The sequence below is a fragment of the Paraburkholderia sp. BL9I2N2 genome, assembly GCF_004339745.1.
Classification (GTDB): domain Bacteria; phylum Pseudomonadota; class Gammaproteobacteria; order Burkholderiales; family Burkholderiaceae; genus Paraburkholderia.
The window spans coordinates 564987-586402 of the sequence record NZ_SMGP01000001.1 but is presented as its reverse complement, the minus strand read 5'-3'; the positions used below and the strand labels follow the sequence as shown (position 1 = coordinate 586402).

The 21416-nt window shown below is 65.5% G+C and carries 18 protein-coding genes and 1 pseudogene; 12 read left to right on the top strand and 7 right to left on the bottom strand.

All coding sequences use genetic code 11. The features are described 5' to 3' along the window. Positions 1–42: 42 nt before the first annotated feature. Positions 43–495 (bottom strand): hypothetical protein, encoded by a 453-nt coding sequence (locus B0G74_RS02715; RefSeq protein ID WP_132373546.1) that lies wholly within the window; start codon positions 493–495, stop codon positions 43–45. Between the two features lie 333 nt (positions 496–828). Between B0G74_RS02715 and B0G74_RS02710 the strand changes: the two genes are divergently transcribed. The 5 genes from B0G74_RS02710 to fumC all read left to right on the top strand — a co-directional run bounded on the left by B0G74_RS02710 (position 829) and on the right by fumC (position 7435). Beyond that, positions 829–1047 (top strand): RNA-binding S4 domain-containing protein, encoded by a 219-nt coding sequence (locus tag B0G74_RS02710; protein WP_011489423.1) that lies wholly within the window; start codon positions 829–831, stop codon positions 1045–1047. Positions 1048–1296: 249 nt separating this feature from the next. Beyond that, positions 1297–2709, top strand: coding sequence for an MATE family efflux transporter (locus B0G74_RS02705; protein WP_132373545.1), 1413 nt, complete (start codon positions 1297–1299; stop codon positions 2707–2709). Between the two features lie 397 nt (positions 2710–3106). After that, positions 3107–4066, top strand: a complete 960-nt coding sequence (locus B0G74_RS02700) for a bile acid:sodium symporter family protein (RefSeq protein ID WP_132373544.1) — start codon at positions 3107–3109, stop codon at positions 4064–4066. 333 nt (positions 4067–4399) lie between these two features. Next, positions 4400–6019: a phospholipase D family protein gene (locus tag B0G74_RS02695; RefSeq protein WP_132373543.1), complete on the top strand. Its 1620-nt coding sequence runs from the start codon at positions 4400–4402 to the stop codon at positions 6017–6019. A gap of 15 nt (positions 6020–6034) precedes the next feature. Beyond that, entirely contained in the window at positions 6035–7435 is a 1401-nt protein-coding gene (gene fumC / locus B0G74_RS02690) for a class II fumarate hydratase (protein WP_132373542.1), read from the top strand. Between the two features lie 139 nt (positions 7436–7574). Here the strand turns inward: fumC and B0G74_RS02685 are convergent, their stop codons facing one another. The 4 genes from B0G74_RS02685 to B0G74_RS45630 all read right to left on the bottom strand — a co-directional run bounded on the left by B0G74_RS02685 (position 7575) and on the right by B0G74_RS45630 (position 10949). Further along, on the bottom strand, positions 7575–8081 hold the full coding sequence (locus tag B0G74_RS02685; RefSeq protein ID WP_132373541.1) for an acyl-CoA thioesterase: 507 nt from the start codon (positions 8079–8081) through the stop codon (positions 7575–7577). 143 nt (positions 8082–8224) lie between these two features. Then, on the bottom strand, positions 8225–9382 hold the full coding sequence (locus B0G74_RS02680; RefSeq protein ID WP_132373540.1) for a helix-turn-helix domain-containing protein: 1158 nt from the start codon (positions 9380–9382) through the stop codon (positions 8225–8227). Next, positions 9382–10674 carry an MFS transporter gene (locus B0G74_RS02675; RefSeq protein ID WP_243658099.1) on the bottom strand — a complete coding sequence of 431 codons (1293 nt, stop codon included), beginning with the start codon at positions 10672–10674 and terminating at the stop codon, positions 9382–9384. Before B0G74_RS02675 ends, B0G74_RS02680 begins: the two co-directional genes overlap by 1 nt. A gap of 137 nt (positions 10675–10811) precedes the next feature. Further along, entirely contained in the window at positions 10812–10949 is a 138-nt protein-coding gene (locus B0G74_RS45630; protein ID WP_165923802.1) for a hypothetical protein, read from the bottom strand. Positions 10950–11264: 315 nt separating this feature from the next. Between B0G74_RS45630 and B0G74_RS02670 the strand changes: the two genes are divergently transcribed. Together B0G74_RS02670 and B0G74_RS02665 are read left to right on the top strand one after the other, a co-directional pair. After that, positions 11265–11996 (top strand): helix-turn-helix transcriptional regulator, encoded by a 732-nt coding sequence (locus B0G74_RS02670; protein WP_132373539.1) that lies wholly within the window; start codon positions 11265–11267, stop codon positions 11994–11996. Positions 11997–12159: 163 nt separating this feature from the next. Beyond that, positions 12160–14718: a DUF6600 domain-containing protein gene (locus B0G74_RS02665; protein ID WP_132373538.1), complete on the top strand. Its 2559-nt coding sequence runs from the start codon at positions 12160–12162 to the stop codon at positions 14716–14718. A 108-nt stretch (positions 14719–14826) separates the two neighbouring features. Here the strand turns inward: B0G74_RS02665 and B0G74_RS02660 are convergent, their stop codons facing one another. Together B0G74_RS02660 and B0G74_RS02655 are read right to left on the bottom strand one after the other, a co-directional pair. Next, a complete protein-coding gene (locus B0G74_RS02660) occupies positions 14827–15798 on the bottom strand; it encodes a thymidylate synthase (protein ID WP_132373537.1) in 972 nt (323 codons plus the stop codon). A 264-nt stretch (positions 15799–16062) separates the two neighbouring features. Then, positions 16063–17457, bottom strand: coding sequence for a sigma-54 dependent transcriptional regulator (locus B0G74_RS02655; protein WP_106283797.1), 1395 nt, complete (start codon positions 17455–17457; stop codon positions 16063–16065). A gap of 535 nt (positions 17458–17992) precedes the next feature. Between B0G74_RS02655 and B0G74_RS02650 the strand changes: the two genes are divergently transcribed. The 5 genes and pseudogenes from B0G74_RS02650 (at position 17993) to B0G74_RS02630 (ending at position 21349) form a co-directional block, all read left to right on the top strand. Next, entirely contained in the window at positions 17993–18490 is a 498-nt protein-coding gene (locus tag B0G74_RS02650) for a hypothetical protein (RefSeq protein WP_132373536.1), read from the top strand. A gap of 92 nt (positions 18491–18582) precedes the next feature. Next, the gene (locus B0G74_RS02645) at positions 18583–19110 is read left to right on the top strand and encodes a hypothetical protein (RefSeq protein WP_132373535.1); all 528 of its coding nucleotides are present in this window, start codon (positions 18583–18585) and stop codon (positions 19108–19110) included. A 97-nt stretch (positions 19111–19207) separates the two neighbouring features. Further along, on the top strand, positions 19208–19354 hold the full coding sequence (locus B0G74_RS46415) for a hypothetical protein (protein ID WP_243658098.1): 147 nt from the start codon (positions 19208–19210) through the stop codon (positions 19352–19354). Then, positions 19338–20628 (top strand): annotated as a pseudogene (locus B0G74_RS02635) (sigma-54 dependent transcriptional regulator); the annotation flags it as partial. The gene B0G74_RS46415 and the pseudogene B0G74_RS02635, both read left to right, overlap by 17 nt. A gap of 220 nt (positions 20629–20848) precedes the next feature. Beyond that, positions 20849–21349 (top strand): dihydrofolate reductase, encoded by a 501-nt coding sequence (locus tag B0G74_RS02630; RefSeq protein ID WP_132373534.1) that lies wholly within the window; start codon positions 20849–20851, stop codon positions 21347–21349. Positions 21350–21416 lie beyond the last annotated feature (67 nt).

The window sequence follows — 21416 nt, the reverse complement described above, 5'->3', positions numbered from 1 at the left end:
GCGGCAAACCGCGCCGCCACGCCGCTTGATCAAAACTCAGCCTTAGTGCTTGACGTCGGCGCCGTCCGACTGGTCACCGGTCTGGCCTTGCATGTTCATCTTCATCTCGTTGTTGGCGGTCTGCTTATCCGCCTTCTGGTTGATCTTGGCGTCGCGCACCTGTTCCTTGTACTGAACCTTGGCGGCCTTCTGCTGATCCTTCAGCTCCGCCTTGGATGCCTTTTTCGACGCACGATATTCGGCGTTAGCCTTCGCATTGGCGTCGCGCTTCTGCACCAGCGGATCGGTCGAGCCCGACGCCGTCAGACGCGTCGGCGGCGGCGTCACCGGTTGCACGCCCTGCGCGGCAGGGGCGGTCGCGGTATCGGCGCCTTGCATCTGAACCTGCGGCTGGCCGTCCGTACCCGCTGCCGGTTGCGCGGTCTGCGCAAGCGCGGCCGTGGAAGCAAGAGCCGTAAGGGCGGTACCGATCAGAAGCGTACGAATCTGGGTCATGGCTAATCCTCTCTAAAGTTGTTGTGACGCGAGCGACCTGTCCGGCGCTGCGCATTTGAGCCGCTGCATTTGAGTCACTGCATGAGCGCGCTCTGCGTGCCTCGCCCGGTCTGCTCGCTGCCAGATAAAAATCCAGCAGGCTTTCCCTACTGATCTGCACTTTACGAGTGAAGTTCGTGTTTTACGACCGTCGTTACGGAACGTTTCACTTTCTGACAATCGCATAACATCTGCTTGCAGATGCTCACACGACGACGGCGCACACCGCGAACTTTCATGCAGGGCAAGCTTCTGGCTTATGATGCGAACCCTTTGTCTGAAGGTGCAAACGCCATGCCCAACCTCGATTTCACGCTCACCGGCGACTACGTCGAACTGCACAATCTCCTGAAGATAACGGGGCTGGCGGACAGCGGCGGGTCGGCAAAAATGATGGTCGCGGACGGTGCGGTCACCGTCGACGGCCGGGTCGAAACGCGTAAAACCTGCAAGATTCGCGCGGGTCAGGTCGTGCTGCTCGGCGATACGCGGATCGCAGTTCACGAGGCTTGACACGCGGCCCGTCGCCCGCAGTCCGAAAACTCGGAGCAACGCGCGCACCAAAATCGTGCCTCTTCCATCGACATCGCCGCGCCCAAGCAATAAGCTGTCAGTGTCGACAAACAAACAATCGGCTGACATACCCGGCTGGCGCCTGCCTCATGCATTCGCCAAGGCTCATCGAGCCGCCGCCCTCGCCTGCGCCCGCGCGCTCGTCGCGCCCGCCGTCGCGCTGTCGCCACTTCCGCCGCCAAGCGCTCCATGACTCAATCCGGCATCACCCGGGTGGCCGCCCGGCCGCCGACCCTGACCCGCCACGCGGCGGACACCGCGCGGCTCGCCGCGCCGCTCGCCATCGCGCAACTCTCGCAAATGGCGATGGGCGTCACCGACACGATCCTGCTCGGTTCGCTCGGCCCGGACGCGCTCGCGGCCGGCGGCCTCGGCGCGAACCTGTTTTTCGTGGTGGTCACGCTGCTGCAAGGCGTGCTGACCTCGGTCAGCGTGAGCGTGTCGCACGCGCGCGGCGCTCAGGAGGAAGGCCGCGTGCCGCACATCTACTGGACCGGCTTTGTGCTGTCCGTGCTGCTGTCGGTGCCGGCGTTCTTCCTGCTCTCGTTCGCCACGCCGATCCTGCTCGCTTTCGGCGAACCCGCGCTGCTCGCGCACAACGTCGGCGAATATGCGGCGGTGCTGCGCTGGGGCGCGCTCGGCAGCCTGATCGGAGTCGGCCTGATGCGCTCTTTCCTGCCGGCGATCGGCGCGGCCAAACGGCTGTTGTGGGTGTCGCTGGTGAGCGTCGGCGTGAACGGTTTTCTCAACTACGGCCTGATCCACGGCGCCTATGGCCTGCCGCGGCTCGGTTTTCTCGGCTCGGCTGCCGCGACCTCGATCACCGTCTGGTTGAGCGCGCTCGTGTTGATGGCGCTGTTGCATTTGCGCCCGCGCTATCGCCATTTCGTCGTCGCCACGCGGCCTGACGTGCCGCTGATGGGCGAACTGTTCGGCATCGGCTGGCCGGTCGCGATCACCTACGGCGTCGAGTCGACGCTCTTTCTCGCCACCGGCCTGATGGTCGGCCTGCTAGGCGAGTCGCAACTGGCCGCGCATCAGATTGCGTTGAATGTGGCCTCAGTGGCCTTCATGGTGCCGCTCGCGATCGGCCAGGCGGCCAACGTGCGCGTCGGCTTCTGGTCCGGCGCCGGCCAGCCGCTCGCCGCGCGCCACGCCGGTTTTGTCGCGCTCGCGCTCGGCGTCGCCTTCATGACGCTGTCGGGCCTCGTGCTGATCGCCGCGCCGCACTGGATCGTCGGCCTCTATCTGCATCTCGACGATCCGGCCAACGCTGCCACGGTCACGCTCGCGAGTTCGCTGCTCGGCGTGGCGGCGATCTTCCAGATCGTCGATGGCATGCAGACGGTCGGCTCCGGCTGTCTGCGCGGCCTGAAAGACACCCGCGTACCGATGATCGCCGCCGCCTTCGGCTACTGGGTGATCGGTTTTCCGACCGGCTACACGCTGGCGTTTCACTTCGGCCTCGGCGCGCGCGGCTTGTGGTGGGGACTCGCGGCCGGCCTAGCGAGCGTCGCGCTGTTGATGACACTGCGCTTTCATAAACTGAGCTTGCGGCGCGTGCCGGCCACGTCTAGCGTGTCGCCGGTTAAATCCGGCTGAAGCCGAGCTTGAGGCGCGTATTCGCTGCGCTCGCCACGCCGCCGGGCAAACGCGTTCAAAGCTGAACCAACGCCGCAGTCCACCCACGCTCGCCACACCGCCCGCCAATCCCGTTTGAACGATGCCCGGCTGGTTGCACGCGCAACCATCGGCGCACGGGAAATGCGCCGCGAACGGTAAAATGCAGGCGTTCCGGCCAATGGACGCGCACCCGCGCCCATGTGCCGAAAACCCACTCGCGCGCCTCAAAAAGGCCAGCGCCGCCCGAAGGCTCATCACCCGCCATCAAGGCTTGCCGCTCTCACGCGGCAGACTCTCGCAAGCGCGCCGCCGCCGGTGGCGCGCCGCTCGACCGACCCTGCTTCTCGCGCTAAAACATAACCAAGGACCACACGTCATGCTTGCCCGCGTCACCCGTCTTTTCCCGCTCTGGGCCGTGCTCGTTTCGATTGCCGCGTACTTTTCGCCCGCCTCGTTCTCCGGCATCGCGCCGCACGTCACCACGCTTCTGACGATCATCATGCTGGCGATGGGCGTCACGCTCTCCGTCGCCGATTTCCAGCGTGTCTTCACGCGGCCCGCGCCGGTGATCGCCGGCATCGTGCTGCACTATCTCGTCATGCCTCTGGCCGCCTGGGTGATCGCCAAGGCGTTGCGCATGCCGCCGGATCTCACCGCCGGCATGGTGCTGGTCGGTAGCGTGGCAAGCGGCACGGCGTCGAACGTGATGATCTATCTGGCACGCGGCGACGTGGCGTTGTCGGTGACGATCAGCGCGCTGTCGACGCTGGTCGGCGTCTTCGCGACGCCGCTGCTCACGCGTCTTTATGTGGACGCGTCGATCGCCGTCGACGTACACGGCATGCTGATGAGCATCCTGCAGATCGTCGCGTTGCCGATCGTGGTCGGCCTGATCGTCAATCATCTGTTCGGCAAGATCGTGCGCAAGATCGAACCGATCCTGCCGTTGATTTCGATGGTCGCGATCGTGCTGATCATCGGCGCGGTGGTGGGCGGCACACAGAAGAGCATCGCGTCGGTCGGCCTCGTGGTGATGCTGGGCGTGGTGCTGCACAACGGCATCGGTTTGCTCGGCGGCTATTGGGGCGGCCGTCTGCTCGGTTTCGACGAAGCCGTGTGCCGCACGCTCGCGATCGAAGTGGGCATGCAGAACTCGGGCCTCGCCGCGACGCTCGGCAAGCTCTATTTCACGCCGATCGCGGCCTTGCCTGGCGCGTTGTTTTCGGTGTGGCACAACCTCTCGGGCTCGCTGCTCGCCGGGTACTGGGCGGGACGTCCCGCGAAAGGCTCCACGCATATGGATGGCGAGCGGGTGTTGAACGCCGAACGCGGGTAACAGCAAGCCGCGAGGCGCGTCGCGCGTGTCGCGATTGCTTCACGACCCCGACGCGTGCAGCCTGCACGATCGGCATTCAATAGCAGCTTCTGCCGGTGCGTCCACGACGTATCGGCAGAGCGCGCAACGCGCGCAGTCGAACGCGAAAGTCCCGTCGCCGCGACCGCGTGCAAGAACGAAAGCCCATCGGCCTGATTCCCCTTAGAATGCATTTCTCGACAGCGTGAGCCACTCATGCGCTGTCGCCATGACAAGCCTGCAAACTAGGGGAAAAGCGTGCCGTCGCATCAAGATCAAAGCTGGGCCGCACTGAAACGCACGTGCGCGTTTAGCATGCCCCGAAGGAAGTCCCCTTGGGGGACAACGAGACAATTCTTCCTGCTGTGTTGCGCAACGGTATTTTTGACTGCCTGCGCGACCAGGCCGCCCGCCACCGCATTCGACCGCGAGGTCACTCACGCACTCCCCGCCACGGAAACGACTCCGCTGCACACGGCGCTCACGCCGCTCGAAGCGGCACATCCGGGTCAATCCGGCTTCCGGGTTCTCGCGAGCGGCACCGACGCGTTGCAGATGCGCATCGCGCTCGCGCGCGCCGCGACCAAAACGCTCGACATGCAGTACTACATCGCCAACGAGGACACCACCGGCAAGCTGCTGCTCGGTGCCGCGCTCTATGCGGCCGATCACGGCGTGCGGGTGCGCATGCTGGTCGACGACCTGAATTTCAAGGACATCGACCGCGTGATGGCGGGCTTGAACTCGCACGACAACATCGAGATTCGCGTCTTCAATCCGTTCGGCAGCGCGCAGGAAGGCGTGTTCCAACGCACCACCAACGTGTTCACGCAGATCGGCCATTTCACGCGCCGCATGCATAACAAGGCGATGATCGCGGACAACCAGATCGCGATCGTGGGCGGCCGCAATCTCGGCGACGAATATTTCAGCGCGAGCGAAACGCTGCAGTTCCGCGATCTCGACGTGCTGGCCGCCGGCCCGATCACCGCCGACGTCTCCGCGAGTTTCGACGACTACTGGAACAGCAGCATCGCCTATCCGTTGCGCGTGCTGAACAAGCAGAAATTCGACGCAAAGGAATTGGACCAGACGCGCGACGAGTTGCGTCAGCACTGGCGCACCAACGCCGATCCGTACAACGCAAAACCGCTGAACGCCACTCCGCTCGCCTCGCAGATCGCCAACGATCAACTCGGCTTGACCTGGGCCCCGGCCGAGTTCAAAGCGGACTTGCCCGAGAAGATCGTGCATCCGTCGCCGGATTATGTGAGTCCGCCGATGCAGCGGCTCGGCGAATTGATGCGCGATGCGCAGAAAGACTTCCTGATCATTTCGCCCTACTTCGTGCCGCACGATGCGGGCGTCAAGGCGGCCGGCGAACTGACGCATCGCGGCGTTCGCATCGCCGTGCTGACCAATTCGCTCGCCGCCACCGACGCGGTCGCCGTGCAGGCGGGCTACAGTCCGTATCGCGTGCCGCTCCTGAAACAGGGCGTCGAGTTATACGAATTCAAGCCGCAGCAGAACACGCCGACCGCGGGCGTTGCCGGCTCGCGTTCGCGCGCCAGTCTGCATGCCAAGACGTATGTGATCGATCGCAAGATTCTGGTGATCGGCTCGATGAACCTCGACCCGCGTTCGGCCAATCTAAATACCGAACTGGCGCTGGTGATCCACAGCCCGCCGCTCGCCGAACAGGTCGCGCAAATCTTCGGTCGCGCCACCGGACCCGAGGAAAGCTATCGCGTCACGCTCGCGGACGAAGCGCAGTTCGCTTACCTGCGCTCGATCGGCGCACCGCTCTCGCCGCTCGTGTGGACCGACGTCGAAAACGGCATGCGCCGCACCTACATATTCGATCCGCAGGCCGGTTTGTACCGGAATGCGCTAACAGGTCTATTCTCCCTATTGCCCGTCAACGCAGAACTTTGAACAGCGGAGTGGAACATGACAGAAGACGTACGAATGGAGCGTGACACGTTCGGCGAGATCGCCGTGCCGAACGCTCGTCTATGGGGCGCGCAGACTCAGCGCTCGCTGCAGAATTTCCGCATTTCGACCGAGAAGCAATCGCCTGAACTGATCACCGCGCTGGCCGTCATCAAGCGCGCCGCCGCCGAAGTCAACCTGGGCCTCGGCGTGCTCGACGAAAGCAAGGCGAAGGCGATCATGCAGGCCGCCGACGAGATCATCGACGGCAAGCATCCGGATGAATTTCCGCTCGCCGTGTGGCAGACCGGCTCCGGCACGCAGACCAACATGAACCTCAACGAGGTGATCGCGAATCGCGCGAGCGAACTGCTCGGCGGCGAGCGCGGCGAAGCGCGCAAGGTGCATCCGAACGACGACGTGAATCGCGGCCAGTCGTCGAACGACGTGTTTCCGACCGCCATGCACGTGGCCGCGGCGTATGCGATCGTCAAGCATCTGCTGCCGGCGCTGAAGACGCTGCGCGATACGCTCGACGGCAAGGCGAAAGCTTTCGTCGACATCGTCAAGATCGGCCGCACGCACTTGCAGGACGCCACGCCGCTCACGCTCGGCCAGGAGTTTTCAGGCTACGTCGCGCAACTCGAGCACGGCATTCGTCACGTGGAATCGGCGCTGCCGCATCTGTACGAACTCGCGCAGGGCGGCACCGCGGTCGGCACCGGTTTGAACGCGCATCCGCAGTTCGCTGACAAGGTCGCGGCCGCCATCGGCAAGCTGACCGGTTTGCCGTTTGTCTCGGCACCGAACAAATTCGAAGTGATGGCCGCGGCCGACGCGCTGGTGTTCGCGCATGGCGCGTTGAAGACGGTGGCGGCGAGCCTGAACAAGATCGCCAACGACGTCCGTTGGCTGGCAAGCGGTCCGCGCTGCGGGCTGGGCGAACTGTCGATTCCGGAGAACGAACCGGGCAGCTCGATCATGCCGGGCAAGGTCAATCCGACCCAGTCCGAAGCGTTGACGATGCTGTGCTCGCAGGTGTTCGGCAACGACGTCGCGGTGAATATCGGCGGCGCGAGCGGCAACTTCGAACTGAACGTGTTCCGGCCGATGATCGCGCACAACCTGCTGCAATCGGTGCGCCTGCTCGCCGACGGCGCGCACAGTTTCAACGACAACTGCGCGGTCGGCATCGAGCCGAATCACGAGCGCATCGACACCTTGCTCAACGAATCGCTGATGCTGGTGACGGCGCTCAATCCGCACATCGGCTACGACAAGGCCGCGAAGATCGCCAAGAAGGCGCACAAGGAAGGCACCACGCTGAAAGCCTCGGCGCTCGCGCTCGGCTTTGTCACCGAGCAGCAGTTCGACGAATGGGTGCAGCCGAAGGATATGGTCGGCAATTCGGCGGGCTAATCGACGGCGTAATCACGCACGGGGCGGCCGGCTTGGCCGGGAGCTGAGGCGCTCCCTGCGCTCCAGCGTGATTCGAAACAACAGCAGGCCGCGCGGATATCGACTTCGCGCGGCCCGCGAGCGGCACTTGCGGCGCCGCCTACACCTTCCCCTGCGCCACCTCTTCCGGCTTCAATTCGACGATCGCGTCGAGCGCTTCCTTCACGTCTATCGCGTACCTGGCGAGGCGTTTCTGTTCGTCCGTATCCGGCACGAAGGCCGGCACGGGCACTGGCTGGCCGTTCTCGTTGACGGCGACCATCACGATCAGACAGTCCGTGGTTTGCAGCAGCTCGCCGCCCTTCGGATCGCCCGCCTGCACCGAAACATGAATGTGCATGCTGGTCCGGCCCGTGGCCACGACCCGGGCGCGCAACTCGACCAGGTTGCCGACCAGAATCGGCCGGCGAAAGCGGATATTGCCCACGCTGACCGTCACGCAATAGCGTCCCGACCACACCGCCGAGCACGCGTACGCCGTCTCGTCGATCCACTTCATCAACGCGCCGCCGTGCACCTTGCCACCGAAGTTGACCGAGCTCGGCTCGGCCAGAAAGCGGAAAGTGGTTTCGGAACGGTCCAGCGGCGCTACGGGAGGGGTGCTCATCTTGACTCCGGTCAATCGGATGCATTGAAAGGAGGCGATTATACGAGCGCAATATTGGCCCGTCGTGGGTGGGATGCGGCGTGCGGGAGAAATCCGGTGGGAGCGCGGCCTAAGCTTTCAAATAGCTTTCGTTGCGCGCCCGTTCAGCTCGCCTCGGCAATCTCGGCCGCGACTTCGGAAACGGCCCCGCTTCGCCGCGCGACCGCCGACATGAAGCGCTCGCGATAATCGAGCGGTAGCACGCCAAAACGTCGCAAAAACGCCCGCCGCAAGTTCTGTTCGCTGCCGAAGCCGCAGTCGAGGGCGATTCGCTTGAGCGGCCGGCGCGATTCGGCGAGCTCGCGCGACGCCGCTTCCAGCCGCAGCGCCGCGACGGTTTTAGCGGGCGTGCGGCCGACCTCTTCGACATAGCGTCGCGCGAAAGTGCGCGGGCTCATCCGGGTTCGCTCGGCGAGCCGTTCGACTGACAGGTCGTCGCGTAAATGCGCCGCCATCCAGCTATGCAAGGCCTCGAACGGCCCATTCGCCGAGGCCTGCGCCGCCAGCGCCGCGCTGTACTGCGACTGGCCGCCGGGCCGCTTCATGAAAACCACCAGCCGCCGCGCCGCCTGCATCGCGACCGCATGCCCGACGTCCTCCTCGATCAGAGCCAGCGCCAGATCGATCCCCGCCGTCACCCCCGCCGAGGTCCAGACGACGCCATCGCCTTCGTGGCGCCCGGCATCGCGGATAAAGATCGGATCGGCATCCACATGGACATTGGGAAAACGGCGCGCGAGCCGCGGGGCGTCGCGCCAGTGCGTGGTCGCGCGGCGGCCGTCGAGCAGGCCCGCCGCCGCCAGATAGAACGCGCCGGTGCACACCGAGCACACCCGCCGCGCACGCGGCGCATGGCGCCGGATCCACGCGACGAGGCCCGGTTGCAAAGTGCAGTGTTCGTCGACGGGGACGCCGGGAATGATCAGCGTGTCGATCGGCTGGTCGTCGAGTGAATCGAGCCGTTCGGTGACGATCGGCAGGCCGGGGAATGTCTGCAATATGCCGCCGTCGATCGACGCGACCGTCGTGCGGTAGGCCACGGGTTGTGGCGTGCTGCGTCCCGAACTGGCCGAACTGATCGATATGCCCGATCGGCCCTCATCGCTGGCGACTCCCTCCCCGCTTTCCACGGCTTTGGCGACACTCGCTGCCGCTATCCCGGCAACCGTCAACTCAGCGCGCCAGAACGCCTCGAGCGGCCCGCAAGCGTCGAGCAGCACCAGATCCGGTGCGACTGCGAAAACGATATGACGCACCGCCATCAGGACCCCTCCGCGGCCAACTGCCGCTTACGCGACCACGCATAGCCGAGCGTGGCGAGCGCCGCCGCCGCGAGCAGCGGAAAAATCGCGACGTTGATCGTCGTCCAGCCGAAGCGCGCCAGCAATTGCCCTGCAAACAGCGAACCCAGCGCGGAAAACGCGAACGTCGTGAATTCGCTGGTCGCTTGCGTCTTGGCGCGCTCCGACGGCCGGTACGACTGCGCAAGCAACGTCGAGCCGCCGACGAACATGAAATTCCAGCCCACGCCGAGACAGGCGAGCGCCGCGTAGAAATGCGGCAGATCGGTCGAACGCAACGCGAGCACACCGCACAGCGCCGACAGCACAATGCCCGCGCCGATCACCCGCAGCACGCCGAAGCGTTTGATCAGCCGCGCGGAAAAGAGCGACGGCGCGAACATGCCGACCAGGTGCCACTGGATGATCGCCGCGCCGTCGCCGATCGTGTGCCCGCAGGCGACCGCGGCGATCGGCGTCGCGGTCATCACGAACATCATCACGGCGTAGCCGAGCGCATTGTTGGCGAGCGCCGCCGCGAAGATCGGCTGCCGCACGATCTCGCCGAGCGGCCGCGCCGCCTCGTGAGTCGCCGTCGTGCTCACGACGGGCGCCGCGTCGCGATACAGGAGCGCCAGCAAGGCAATCGATAAAAGCCCAAAGCCTGTCACCAGCGCATACGAACCCGCGAACGCGACCGGCGCCAGCCAGTCCTTGCTCCACGCGGCAAGCAGCGGTCCACAGATGGCGGCCACCACGCCGCCCGCCAGCACGGTCGAAATCGCGCGGCTTTTGTCTTCGACGCCGACCGCATCGGCGGCGGCGAGCCGGTAATACTGCGCGAACGCCTGAAACACGCCGACCGTCGCCGTGCCGGCGCAGAAGGCCCAGAAACTGTGATGAAAGATCGCCCACACCGAAACCGCCCCGCCGAGCGCGCCAACGCCCGCGCCGAGCACGAAGCCCGCGCGCCGGCCGATGCGCGCCATCAGGAACGACGCGAAGATCGTCGTCAGCGCGGCGGCGACGGTGATCAGCGAGAACGGCAGCGTGGCGAGCGCCTTGTCGTCGGCGAGCGTGTAGCCGACCAGACCAGTCAAGGTCAGATCGATCGATACCGATGACGTGTACAGCGCCTGGCAAACGGCCAGCACGCGCGCGGCGCGCCGGTCGTGCGGATCGGAGTCGCGCAGGCTGGCCGGATGGGTGGGAACGGCGGAAGCGGCGGAAGCGGCGGAAGCGGCGGAAGCGGCGGAAGCGGCGGACGGCGGCATCGAAAGGTCCCGGGCGGCGGAAGTGAGATGACCTGATCGTCACATGAGCGTCGATGGCAGAGATGACAATGATGCATCAATTCCTGCCAGACGTGAGGAATCGCTGACCGCTGTCTGTCGAGGCGTGCGCCAGCCGCCTATTTGCGGACCGTGATGCCTTCGTCGATGGTGCCGTACATCGTGATGCTGCCGGTGCCCGCGCCCGAACCGCCGCCGCCCTGTGCACATGCACTGAGCAGCAACGCCGAGGCAACGACGGTCAGAAGAGTTTTCATGACAGCGAGTTTCCTGCTAGGACAGACTTTGATTCTAGCCTGGCGGCCGTGCCCGGCACTGAAGCACGGTGTGCGGCACCGACGGCGGTCCTGCACGCCGCCAGAGCGCGATTTGGCTACCGGCAGCGATGCTGGCCCGCGGCGCCGCCAAAGCGCGTTTTGGGGCCTTTGCTCACCTTCCCTTCCCACGACGCCTGCCAGGTTTTCGTAGCTGCTGCATTCAACACTTCACGCTAAGCTGAAACATCGAATCGCGCAGCCCGATACAGTGGACCGCATGGCGCGCTTGACCGCGCCGCCCTCAGGAGACGCCAAATGCCCGCCACTCTCGCAGACGAACAGAACCACTTTCCCGGCTTGAGCCGCATCGGCGCGTTGCTCGCCGACCCCGGCCGCGCCGCCATGCTGTGGGCGCTGATGGACGGCAGCGCCCGCCCGGCCGGCGAACTGACGATGATCGCCGGGCTCTCGCCATCGGCGGCCAGCGCCCATCTCGCGCGCCTGACCGACGGCGGCCTGCTCGCGCTCGAAGTGCGCGGCCGGCATCGCTACTTTCGGATCGCGTCGCCGGACATCGCCGCGTCGATCGAAGCGCTGGCCAACGTCGCGCAAGTCAGCGCGCCGCAGCGTCCCGTGCCGCGGCCCGTGCGCACCGTGCCGCTCGACATGCGTTACGCGCGCACTTGCTACGACCATATGGCCGGCGAATTGTCGGTGCGCGTGTTCGAGCGGCTGGTCGAAGGCGGCCTGCTGACGCTGCACGGCACGTCGCTCGAAGCCACCGCCGAGGGCGCCGCCCGCCTCGCCGACTGGGGCATCGACATGTCGGCCCAGAAAAGCCGGCGCCGCCGCTTTGCCTGCACCTGCCCCGACTGGAGCGAGCGGCGTCCGCACCTGGGCGGCGCCCTCGGCGCGGCGCTGCTGGATTCGTGGACATCGCATGGCTGGGTCGAGCGCACCGAACGGCCGCGAATCCTTCGCATCACGCCGGCCGGGCACCGCCATTTCGATACGTTTCTCGCCCGTGAGGCACGCCCGACTGTCTGACGCGGTTACAGGAAATCGGCAATCAGCTTACGAATCGCCTTATCGAGACCTTTTGTTACACGGTGGTGAGGCAGCCTTACAAAAGTGCGGGCCTTGAAACAAACGCCGCGGGTACAGTGACTGCACGGATGCCGCAAGATACCGCGTCCGTCGGAGCCAAATCATGAGAACAGTCACCCCACACCGCCATTCGAACCGCCGGGTTATCGGCTATACGCTGATCGCAGCCGCCACGTTCCTCTTTGCAGGCCAGGCCACCTTCGCTCAGGAAATCCAGGAGGCGCCGCAGAACGCCGCCGCCACCCAGGACACCGATCCGCCCGGCCGCGTCGCGCGCCTGAACTACACGGCGGGCGCCGTGACCACCGAGCCGGCCGGCGCCACCGACTGGTCGTATGCCCAGATCAACCGCCCGCTCACCACCGGCGACCAGTTGTGGAACGATCAGAACGCGCGCTCGGAGCTGCATATCGGCTCGACTGCGGTGCGCCTCGGCCCGTCCACCAGCCTCGATCTACTGAATCTCGACGACAACAGCGCCCAGCTCAAAGTCGCGCAGGGCACGTTGTCGGCGCGCGTGCGTGAACTCGCGCCCGGCTCGTCCTATGAAATCGATACGCCGAATCTCGCGCTCAGCCTGGACGGCCCCGGCGACTATCGCGTCGACGTCGCGCCGGACGGCAGCAGCACGACCGTCACCGTGCGCAGCGGCGGCGCCACGGTGTACGGCGACAGCGGTCAGGTACCGGTCGCGGCCGGCCAGCAGATCCGCTTCGGCGGCACCAACCTGCAACAGGCCGCCGACAACGGCGCGCCCGGTCTCGACGGCTTCGATCAGTGGGCTGCCAGCCGCGACGCCGCGGAAGACCGCTCGGTGTCGGCACGCTACGTGTCGCGCGACATTCCCGGCTACCAGGATCTCGACGCCAATGGCACGTGGCAAAGCACGCCGCAGTACGGCGAAGTGTGGGTGCCGCGCGGTACGCCCGCCGGCTGGGCGCCGTATCACGACGGCCATTGGGTCTGGCAGGCGCCGTGGGGCTGGACCTGGGTCGACGACGCGCCGTGGGGCTTCGCGCCCTATCACTACGGTCGCTGGGCCCAGGTCGACGATACGTGGGCATGGGTGCCGGGACCGGTCGCGGTCAGCGAGCCGCCCGTCTACGCACCGGCCCTCGTCGCCTTCGTGGGCGGCGGTGGCGGCGGCGTGAACTGGGGCGTGGATCTGGCGATCGGCGGAGCGGTGGCGGCCGGTGTCGCGTGGTTCCCGCTCGGCCCAGGCGAGCCGTGGCATCCGCGCTGGGGCAATCACGATCACTGGAGCCCGGGCTACTACAACCGCGTCAACCGGACGACGATCGTCAACAACTACAACCGCAACGTGAATGTGACCAACATTCACAACACGTATATCAACTACCGCGCGCCGGGCGGCGTGACCGCGGTGCCGGCGACGGCCTTCGTGCACGGCCAGCCGGTTGGGCGCTTCGCCCAGAAGGTTGATCCGCGGCAATGGCGCAATGCGCAGATCAACCCGGGCGGGCCGGGAATCGCGCCGGTGCGCGAGAGCTTCGGGCCAGGTCTGCGCAACGCGAATTACCGCCCACCCGCGGCGGTGATGACGCGTCCGGTCGTGGCGACCCGTAGTCCGGCGATGCCGGCGGCTTACCACGACAGTCTCGCGCAGCGTTTCGCGCAAAGCGGCGGGCGGGTGCCGGGCGCCGGTCAGCCTATCGTGCGGACCTCGGTGCCGGCGCATATGGCGGGCGGACCGAGCGCGCTGCCGGTGCAGAACGTGCGGGTCGTGCAGTCGCATATCGCCGGACGTGCGCCGGGGATGGCGCCGGGCGCGCCGGTTGTTGGACCTAACGGCATGCAGCAGCAGGCCGGACAGCGGCCGGGTGAGGCGCCGCATGGCGGCGAACCGCAAGCGCGGCCGGGCATGCCGCCGCAAATCGCCAATCAGCGGCCGCAGCCTGGTGAGATGGGACATCCGTCGAACGGTGTGCCGCGTCCGCCGCAAGCGAACATCGGCAATCCGGCGGCGATGGGGCAACAGCAGCAGCAGCGAGGCATGCCGCAGCAGGCGGGTCAGCAGCCAGGTGTGAACGGGCGGCACGAGCCGGCCTGGACTCAGCCGCATACGCCGATGGCGCAGCAGGCACAGCAAGCCCAGCAGCGCGGCGGTCCGCAGCCGCAAGCGGGACGGCCGGAGTTCGTGCAACAACCCGGTGCGCAGCAGCATGGCGCGCCACGCCCTGTGGAGAACCCGGCGGTCCAGCAACAACAGCAGCAGGCGCGTCAGCAGGAGATTCGGCCGCAACAGCAGCCGCAGATCCAAGCGCAGCGTCAGCCTGAGCCGCAGGCGCCGCGTCCGGCGGAAGTCCAGGCGCAGCAGCAACCGCGTCAGGAATATCATCCGCAGCCCATGCAGCAACCGACGCAGCAGCCGCGTCAGGAACCGCGCCCCGAGCCACGCCAGCAACAGGCGCAGCAACAGCCTCGGCCGGAGTTTCATCCGCAGCCGCAACAGCAACAGCAGCCGCGTCCCGAGCCGCGCCAGCAGCAGGTGCAGCAACAACCTCGGCCGGAGTTTCATCCGCAGCCGCAACAGCAACAGCCGCGTCCGCAGCAGGCGCAGCAGCCACATCCTCAAGCGCAGCCGCAGCACGGCGAACAGCATTCGGGCGGCGGCAACCGCGACGAGCATCACAAAGGCTGAGCATCTTCCGCCTGCCAACTGGCAGGGAGCACAAAGAAAAACCGCCGCGATTCGCATCGCGGCGGTTTTTCTTTGTGCGAACGGGCCGCTTACCGACCCGACCGACGATCAAACAGCCATCGGCGCCGTGAGCGGTTCGTGATGCCGGTAGCCGACCAGCGAGAAATCCGACGGCTCGATCTTTTCAAGCCATTCCGGCTCGTACACGCCGGTTTTCGCGTACTCCGGCACGCGCTCCGAGATCGCGAAGGCCGGGCTTTCGTACGGCTCGCGCGTGAGCTGCTGCTGCAACATGTCGAGCTGATTTTCGTAGATATGCGCGTCGCCGATGAAATAGGTGAACCAGCGCGGCGTGTACCCCGTCAGGCGACCGACCAGATGCAGCAACGCCGCGCCTTCGGTCAGATTGAACGGCGTGCCGAGCCCGACGTCGTTGCTGCGAATGTACAGGCACAGCGAAATTTCCTTGCGCACCACGTTCGGCAGGAACTGATAGAGCAGGTGGCAAGCCGGCAACGCGATCTGATCCAGCACGGCAGGATTCCACGCATGAAACAAAATGCGCCGATCGGCCGGGTTCTGCATGATCGTGTCGAGGCACTGGCGCAGCTGGTCGATCGCTTTGTACAACAGCACTTTGCGGCTGCCGTCTTCATCGAATTCGGTCACCACCTGGAAGCCGCGTGCGGTCGCATCGGCAAGCTGCGCGCTCGCGGTCGCGTCCAGCACCTTGTAGGCCGGCCACTGGCGCCACTGCACGCCATACACGTCGCCGAGATCGTCCGGCCCTTGGCGATAGGGATTCGCGAGCCATTGCGGATTCTGGTTGGCGTTCGCGTCCCACACCTTGCAGCCGAGGTCGCGGAAATCCGCGGCGCTGCGCGAGGCGCGCAGGAACCCGACCAGTTCGCCCACCGCCGATTTGAACGCCAGCTTTTTCGTGGTGACCGCGGGAAAACCTTCCTGAAGGTCGAAGCGCAACATCGCGCCCGGCGTGCTGATGGTGCGGATGCCAGTGCGGTTCTCCTGCCACGTGCCGGTGTCGAGAATCGTGCGGACGAGGTCGAGGTATTGTTTCATTCGGGTTCCTTCGACGAGACGCTGACCGGGTCGATCCGGGCGCCACGGAGATTGAGCGGAAAACCCGATTTTAACAAGCGCGACGGGACGACGCCCGGTCACGGCGCGCGGCATCGAAAATATCGAGGGAAAGGTGACGCGAGGTAGTGCGAGGTTGGGGCGAGAGGACGGCACGCGGCCAGTCACAGGACCGCTCGATGCGCGCTGGACGAACCACTGAAATCGTTTACCGGCCCACGAGACCCGCGAGGCCCGTCAAACGATTTACAGATGCGGCACCGAAGCCGGCAATTCGCCGTGCGGCGTGGCGAGCGGCTCCCCTTCCATATGGCGCATGCCGTGCGAGCACAGCAGCCGGTACAACGTGACGCGCGAGATGCCGAGTTCCTGCGCGGCGTCGCCGAGACGCCCGCGGTGACGCAACAGCGCCAGTTCGATCGCCTGACGTTCGGCCGCTTCACGCGCCTGCGCGAGCGACACCGGCACGATCTCCACGTATTCCGCGAGTTCCAGATCGCGCGCCGTGATCGCGCGCCCTTCCGACATCACGATGGCGCGCCGCACGCGGTTGATCAACTCGCGCACATTGCCCGGCCAACCGTAGTTATGCAGCGCCGCGATCGCGTCCGGCGCGAAGCCGCGCAAGCGGCGGCTTGCATCTTTCTTGAAACGTTCCAGCATGTGCCGCGCCAGCAGTTCGATATCCTTGCCGCGCGCGCGCAGCGGCGGTTCGTCGATCTGCAACACGCACAGGCGGTGGTAGAGGTCGGAACGGAACCGTCCTTCGATCATCGCCGCGGTCATATCCACGTGGGTGGCTGAGATGATCCGCACGTCGACGTCGATCGCGCCGTGCCCGCCCAGCCGCTCCACCTTGCGCTCCTGCAGGAAGCGCAGCAGGCTCGCCTGGCTTTCGAGCGGCAGGTCGCCGATTTCGTCCAGAAAGAGCGTGCCGCCGTTCGCCGCTTCCACCCGGCCGATCTTGCGCTGATTGGCGCCGGTGAACGCGCCGCGTTCGTAGCCGAATAGTTCGGATTGCAGCAGATGCGGCGGAATCGCGCCGCAGTTGATCGGCACGAAAGGCGCATTGCGCCGCGCCGAACGTTCGTGAATCGCGACCGCCGTCAGTTCCTTGCCGGTGCCCGATTCGCCCGAGATGAACACCGGTGCGTCGGTCATCGCCACTTTGCGGATAGAACGGAACAGCGCGAGCATGGCGTCGCACGAGCCGACCATTTCGCCTTCGGCGCCTTGGGAGGCATCGTTGGAAGCCGTTTCGCCGAGGGAGATCATGCCGTAGGCGTGACCGACGGAATCGACGATCCTGTCGCCCGAATACGGCACCGTCACGTAGTCGAAACAATAGTCGCGCACGAGCCGGCGCAACGCGGCGTCCTGCAATTGCCCCGGCATGGTGGCCGCGACCCAGCCGACGTTCGGCATGGTCAGGCAGGATTCGAAGGCGGCGATTTCGTGTGGCTGAAATTCGCTAGACAGGTCAAGCAGGCCGCCAGCCGCCATTCCGGCGCGAACTGCCCGGCGCACGTCGCGCGCCGATCCTACGACTTCCACATGCCAGCCGCGCTGGTGAAACCGAGTATTCAGCTCCGCGCTCGGATCGCGCGAAACGTAAATCAGTTGCCGCGTTGCGGGTTCCATTATTCAGATCCTCTCGTCAACGAACGTTAAGGATGACGCACGCACCTGAAACAAGTTCAGACACGCTGACTCGTTCGGGATTCGCGATATAGCAAAAACCGAACGGCCATTCCATTCCGTGCGGACAGCTGATCCCCAAGAAAGCGGCGTGTGTGTTTGAGACGGCCCGTTAGCGGGCTTTTTTAAATCTGAAGCTCTTTTTCGAGAGCTTACTATACGCGCGCCGCTTGGAAAACAATTATGCGAATTTAATCGCGCACTCCTTACCCAGCGCCGCTCCGCGGGCGATAAAGACTTATTCAGCCGACGAATAAATCATTAGTGGAAGCGCTTTTCCTGGCGTAGACCCCATGGTAGTTCGTACCGGCCGGATTAACGAATTACAGGTATTTCCTGCTCATCGTTTCAACGCTGAAACGTTTTTGTCCGTTTTCTCAATTGTGACTCCCGCGTTTTGACTCGCCTGCCGATGCATCAATGGATTGCGAGCGATGGCACACGTTTCGCTAAATGTCATGCACCAAGGAGACACATCATGCGACTCGCTTTCCGCATCGACCTGGGCAAGGTTGCACCATGCGCGGCACTTTGCACCGCAATCGCACTAATCGTGCTGCCCATTGGCGCCAACGCACAGGAAGCCGGAGGGGCTCCATTCGCCACGCTGACGGAATCCGCCGACCCAGGCTCCGCCACCTTCGCGAACACCGCGATCGCCGCGCCCTCTTCATCCGACACGACGACGCGCGCCGTCATCGCTTTCCCCCAGCTTGCCGCCAACGTGCTGAGCATTCCGGCCGATGGTGCATCCGTGAACGATTTTTCGCTCGACGACCAGGTGCTCTCGCGGCAACGCGGCGGCGCGGTCGGCATGGTGATGGTCGCCACTACACCGCAACTCATGCGCGGCAACGGCGGCAGCGGCAACAGCGTGACGCTGTGGGACGAGATTGCTCCGCCCTCGCCCTTACCGATTCCGATCGACGCGGCGCGCGCCGCACAGGGCAACGTCGCCAACTACCAAAGAAAGTAGCCGAACAAAATAACGAAGCAAAAAACAGGGGTGGCGGTGTGGCGGACACACGGCCCGCGAACAAGAAACACAAGACGCAAGCAAGGAACGACATGACTACCTCCATCCGGACGCCGCGCGCACTCGGGTCGCGCGTGTCGGCGCACACCTCGTTGCCGGCGGCACTGGCAAGCGTCCTGGTCCTGCTCAGCGCCTCTTTTACCGTCGACGCCATCGCGCAGCAGGCCGTCAATCCGGGCGACATCATCGTCGAGCGCACGATTACACCGCGCGACGCCTTCGTACCGGTGCCGAAGAGTCAGGACCCGGTCGCCGTGCGCGCCACCACTTTCCCGGCCAACTCATTCAATCCGGCGGTCGCCACGATCGTGGGCGATACCGATCTGACGAATGCGCATGGGTCCAGCGGAGTGGCAGCCGGCGGCGTGCTCGGCGGCACCGGCATGCAGGCGGTCACCCAGATCCTCAGCGGCAAAGCCACCGGCAACAACGTAGCGCTCAATTCCGGCGGCATCGGCCTGCCCGCGCCGGGCATCGGCGGGACCATCAGCTCGTCGGTGACGGGCGCGCTGGCACCGCTGTCGAACACGCTCACCGGCGCGCTCGGAGGGTTGAAATGAATCCGCTCATTGGCCGGCACAAGCTCCGTTCGCTGCAAGCGGCGCTGTGCCTCTGCATGGGCGCCGCCCTGGTGGCGGGCACGCCCACGCGCAGCCGGTGCCGACGATCGGCGCGACCTCGACCATCGCCAACGGCGCCGCAGCCGGCGTGACGGGCGCGTTCGCCGTCAACGAAACGGCCGGTCTGAACAACGCGCAGGCCAACCAGATCACGGTGTCGACCGGCGGCACGCTCGGCGCATGAGCTGGGCCGTCTGGTGAATCCCGATGTGGCTTGCGCGGGCATCGTCGATCTGGCGAGCTTTCCGCCGCGCGACCTCGCCGGACTCGAAGCGAGCCTGCGCCACCAGCAGGTCGGCTGGATCGCGCTCGCCACCAACGAACGGCTCAACGATCCCGTGGTGCGGCGCCTCGTGCTCCACTACTGCTTCGACTTCGTCAAGGTGCCGGTGGCCCACACCACGATCGACTATCTGGTCGGGCACGCGTTCGGCATGGTGACGCTGTGCGATCCCGAAGTCGCGCCGCCCGTGAGCGAGTCGGGCGACGAGGAAATGGTCGGCACCTGCGAAGCCATGCAGCAACTCTTTCGCACCATTCGCAAGGTGGCGAACACTGACGCGAGCGTGTTCATCTCCGGCGAGTCGGGCACCGGCAAGGAGCTGACCGCGCTGGCGATCCACGAGCGTTCGCCGCGCCGCAAGGCGCCGTTCATCGCGATTAATTGCGGCGCGATTCCGCACCATCTGCTGCAATCCGAATTATTCGGCTATGAACGCGACGCGTGCACCGGCGCGAATCAACGCAAGATCGGTCGCGTCGAAGCCGCCGACGGCGGCACGCTGCTGCTCGACGAAATCGGCGACCTGCCGCTCGAGAGCCAGGCGAGCCTGCTGCGCTTTTTGCAGGAAGGCAAGATCGAGCGGCTCGGCGGACGCGAATCGATTCCGGTCGACGTGCGGATCATTTCCGCGACGCACGTCGATCTGGAAGTCGCGATGCGCGACGGCCGGTTTCGCGCCGACCTGTTCCATCGGCTCTGCGTGCTGCGTGTGGACGAGCCGCCGCTGCGCGCGCGGCAAGGACATCGAGATTCTCGCGCAGCACATCCTGCACTAGTACAAGACCGACAGCGCGCGCAAGATCTGCGGCTTCACGCCGTCGGCGATCGAGGCGCTCTACAACTACAACTGGCCCGGCAACGTGCGCGAGCTGATCAACCGGGTGCGCCGCGCGATCGTGATGGCGGAGAATAAGCTGATTTCCGCCGACGACCTCGATCTCGCGCACTTCACCGCGCAGCAGACCATGACGCTCTCGCAAGCGCGCGAGGCCGCCGAGAAGCGCGCGATCGAAGCGGCGCTGCTGCGTCATCGACATCGGCTGAACGAGGCGGCGATGGATCTGAGTATTTCGCGCGTGACGCTGTACCGGCTGATGGGTCAGCACGGCTTGCGCGAATTGAGCGCCGCCGACGAGAAGGCGGCATTCGCCGCGGACGACAGCGCGCAGGAATGAGGCGGCGCGGGCTGGGCACGGCCGGCGGCGTCTCATGAAGCTGGGTGAAGCCGCGTGATCTGGCAGCCGCGTCCGGCTGCGGCGCGCGCGTGGTTTGCGCGGCGCGTCCCGGCCGGCTGCGCTGCGGCCGCACCGGCCGCAGCCGGGCCGAAACCCGCCGCCGCGGCGCGGGGCCGCGCGTCAGGTAGAATCAGTCCGGTTACGTTCCCCTTTCCATTCGATGACGACGCTCACCTTGATCGTCGCTCGCGCCAACAACGGCGTGATCGGCCGCGACAACCAGTTGCCCTGGCGACTTCCCGAAGACCTCGCGTTCTTCAAGCGCACGACCATGGGCGCGCCCATCATCATGGGCCGCAAGACGCATGAGTCGATCGGCCGGCCGTTGCCGGGACGCCGCAACATCGTCGTGACACGGGATGCCACGCGGCGCTTTCAGGGCTGCGACGCGGCCACCACGCTCGAAGACGCGCTCAAGCTCGCCGCTCAGGATCAGGCGCCGGAAGCGTTTCTGATCGGCGGCGCGCAGTTGTATGCGGAAGGTTTGCGGCAGGCGGACAAGCTGATCATCACCGAGATTTCCGCCGACTTCGAAGGCGACGCCACATTCCCCGAACTCGATGAAAACGAGTGGGTAGAAGTCGCGCATGAAACGCATCGCGCCGATGCGCCGAACGATTTCGACTACGCGTTCGTGACGTACAAGCGCAAAGGCGCCTGACATAAAAAAACGCCACGCAATCAATTGCGCGGCGTTTTCGTTTCTACGGGCCCGCAGGCCAATCAAC

Bases quoted from the DNA above. Each gene is read 5' to 3' on its own strand.
- B0G74_RS02715 (WP_132373546.1), bottom strand. From the start codon at position 495: ATGACCCAGATTCGTACGCTTCTGATCGGTACCGCCCTTACGGCTCTT.
- B0G74_RS02710 (WP_011489423.1), top strand. From the start codon at position 829: ATGCCCAACCTCGATTTCACGCTCACCGGCGACTACGTCGAACTGCAC.
- B0G74_RS02705 (WP_132373545.1), top strand. From the start codon at position 1,297: ATGACTCAATCCGGCATCACCCGGGTGGCCGCCCGGCCGCCGACCCTG.
- B0G74_RS02700 (WP_132373544.1), top strand. From the start codon at position 3,107: ATGCTTGCCCGCGTCACCCGTCTTTTCCCGCTCTGGGCCGTGCTCGTT.
- B0G74_RS02695 (WP_132373543.1), top strand. From the start codon at position 4,400: ATGCCCCGAAGGAAGTCCCCTTGGGGGACAACGAGACAATTCTTCCTG.
- fumC (WP_132373542.1), top strand. From the start codon at position 6,035: ATGACAGAAGACGTACGAATGGAGCGTGACACGTTCGGCGAGATCGCC.
- B0G74_RS02685 (WP_132373541.1), bottom strand. From the start codon at position 8,081: ATGAGCACCCCTCCCGTAGCGCCGCTGGACCGTTCCGAAACCACTTTC.
- B0G74_RS02680 (WP_132373540.1), bottom strand. From the start codon at position 9,382: ATGGCGGTGCGTCATATCGTTTTCGCAGTCGCACCGGATCTGGTGCTG.
- B0G74_RS02675 (WP_243658099.1), bottom strand. From the start codon at position 10,674: ATGCCGCCGTCCGCCGCTTCCGCCGCTTCCGCCGCTTCCGCCGCTTCC.
- B0G74_RS45630 (WP_165923802.1), bottom strand. From the start codon at position 10,949: ATGAAAACTCTTCTGACCGTCGTTGCCTCGGCGTTGCTGCTCAGTGCA.
- B0G74_RS02670 (WP_132373539.1), top strand. From the start codon at position 11,265: ATGCCCGCCACTCTCGCAGACGAACAGAACCACTTTCCCGGCTTGAGC.
- B0G74_RS02665 (WP_132373538.1), top strand. From the start codon at position 12,160: ATGAGAACAGTCACCCCACACCGCCATTCGAACCGCCGGGTTATCGGC.
- B0G74_RS02660 (WP_132373537.1), bottom strand. From the start codon at position 15,798: ATGAAACAATACCTCGACCTCGTCCGCACGATTCTCGACACCGGCACG.
- B0G74_RS02655 (WP_106283797.1), bottom strand. From the start codon at position 17,457: ATGGAACCCGCAACGCGGCAACTGATTTACGTTTCGCGCGATCCGAGC.
- B0G74_RS02650 (WP_132373536.1), top strand. From the start codon at position 17,993: ATGCGACTCGCTTTCCGCATCGACCTGGGCAAGGTTGCACCATGCGCG.
- B0G74_RS02645 (WP_132373535.1), top strand. From the start codon at position 18,583: ATGACTACCTCCATCCGGACGCCGCGCGCACTCGGGTCGCGCGTGTCG.
- B0G74_RS02630 (WP_132373534.1), top strand. From the start codon at position 20,849: ATGACGACGCTCACCTTGATCGTCGCTCGCGCCAACAACGGCGTGATC.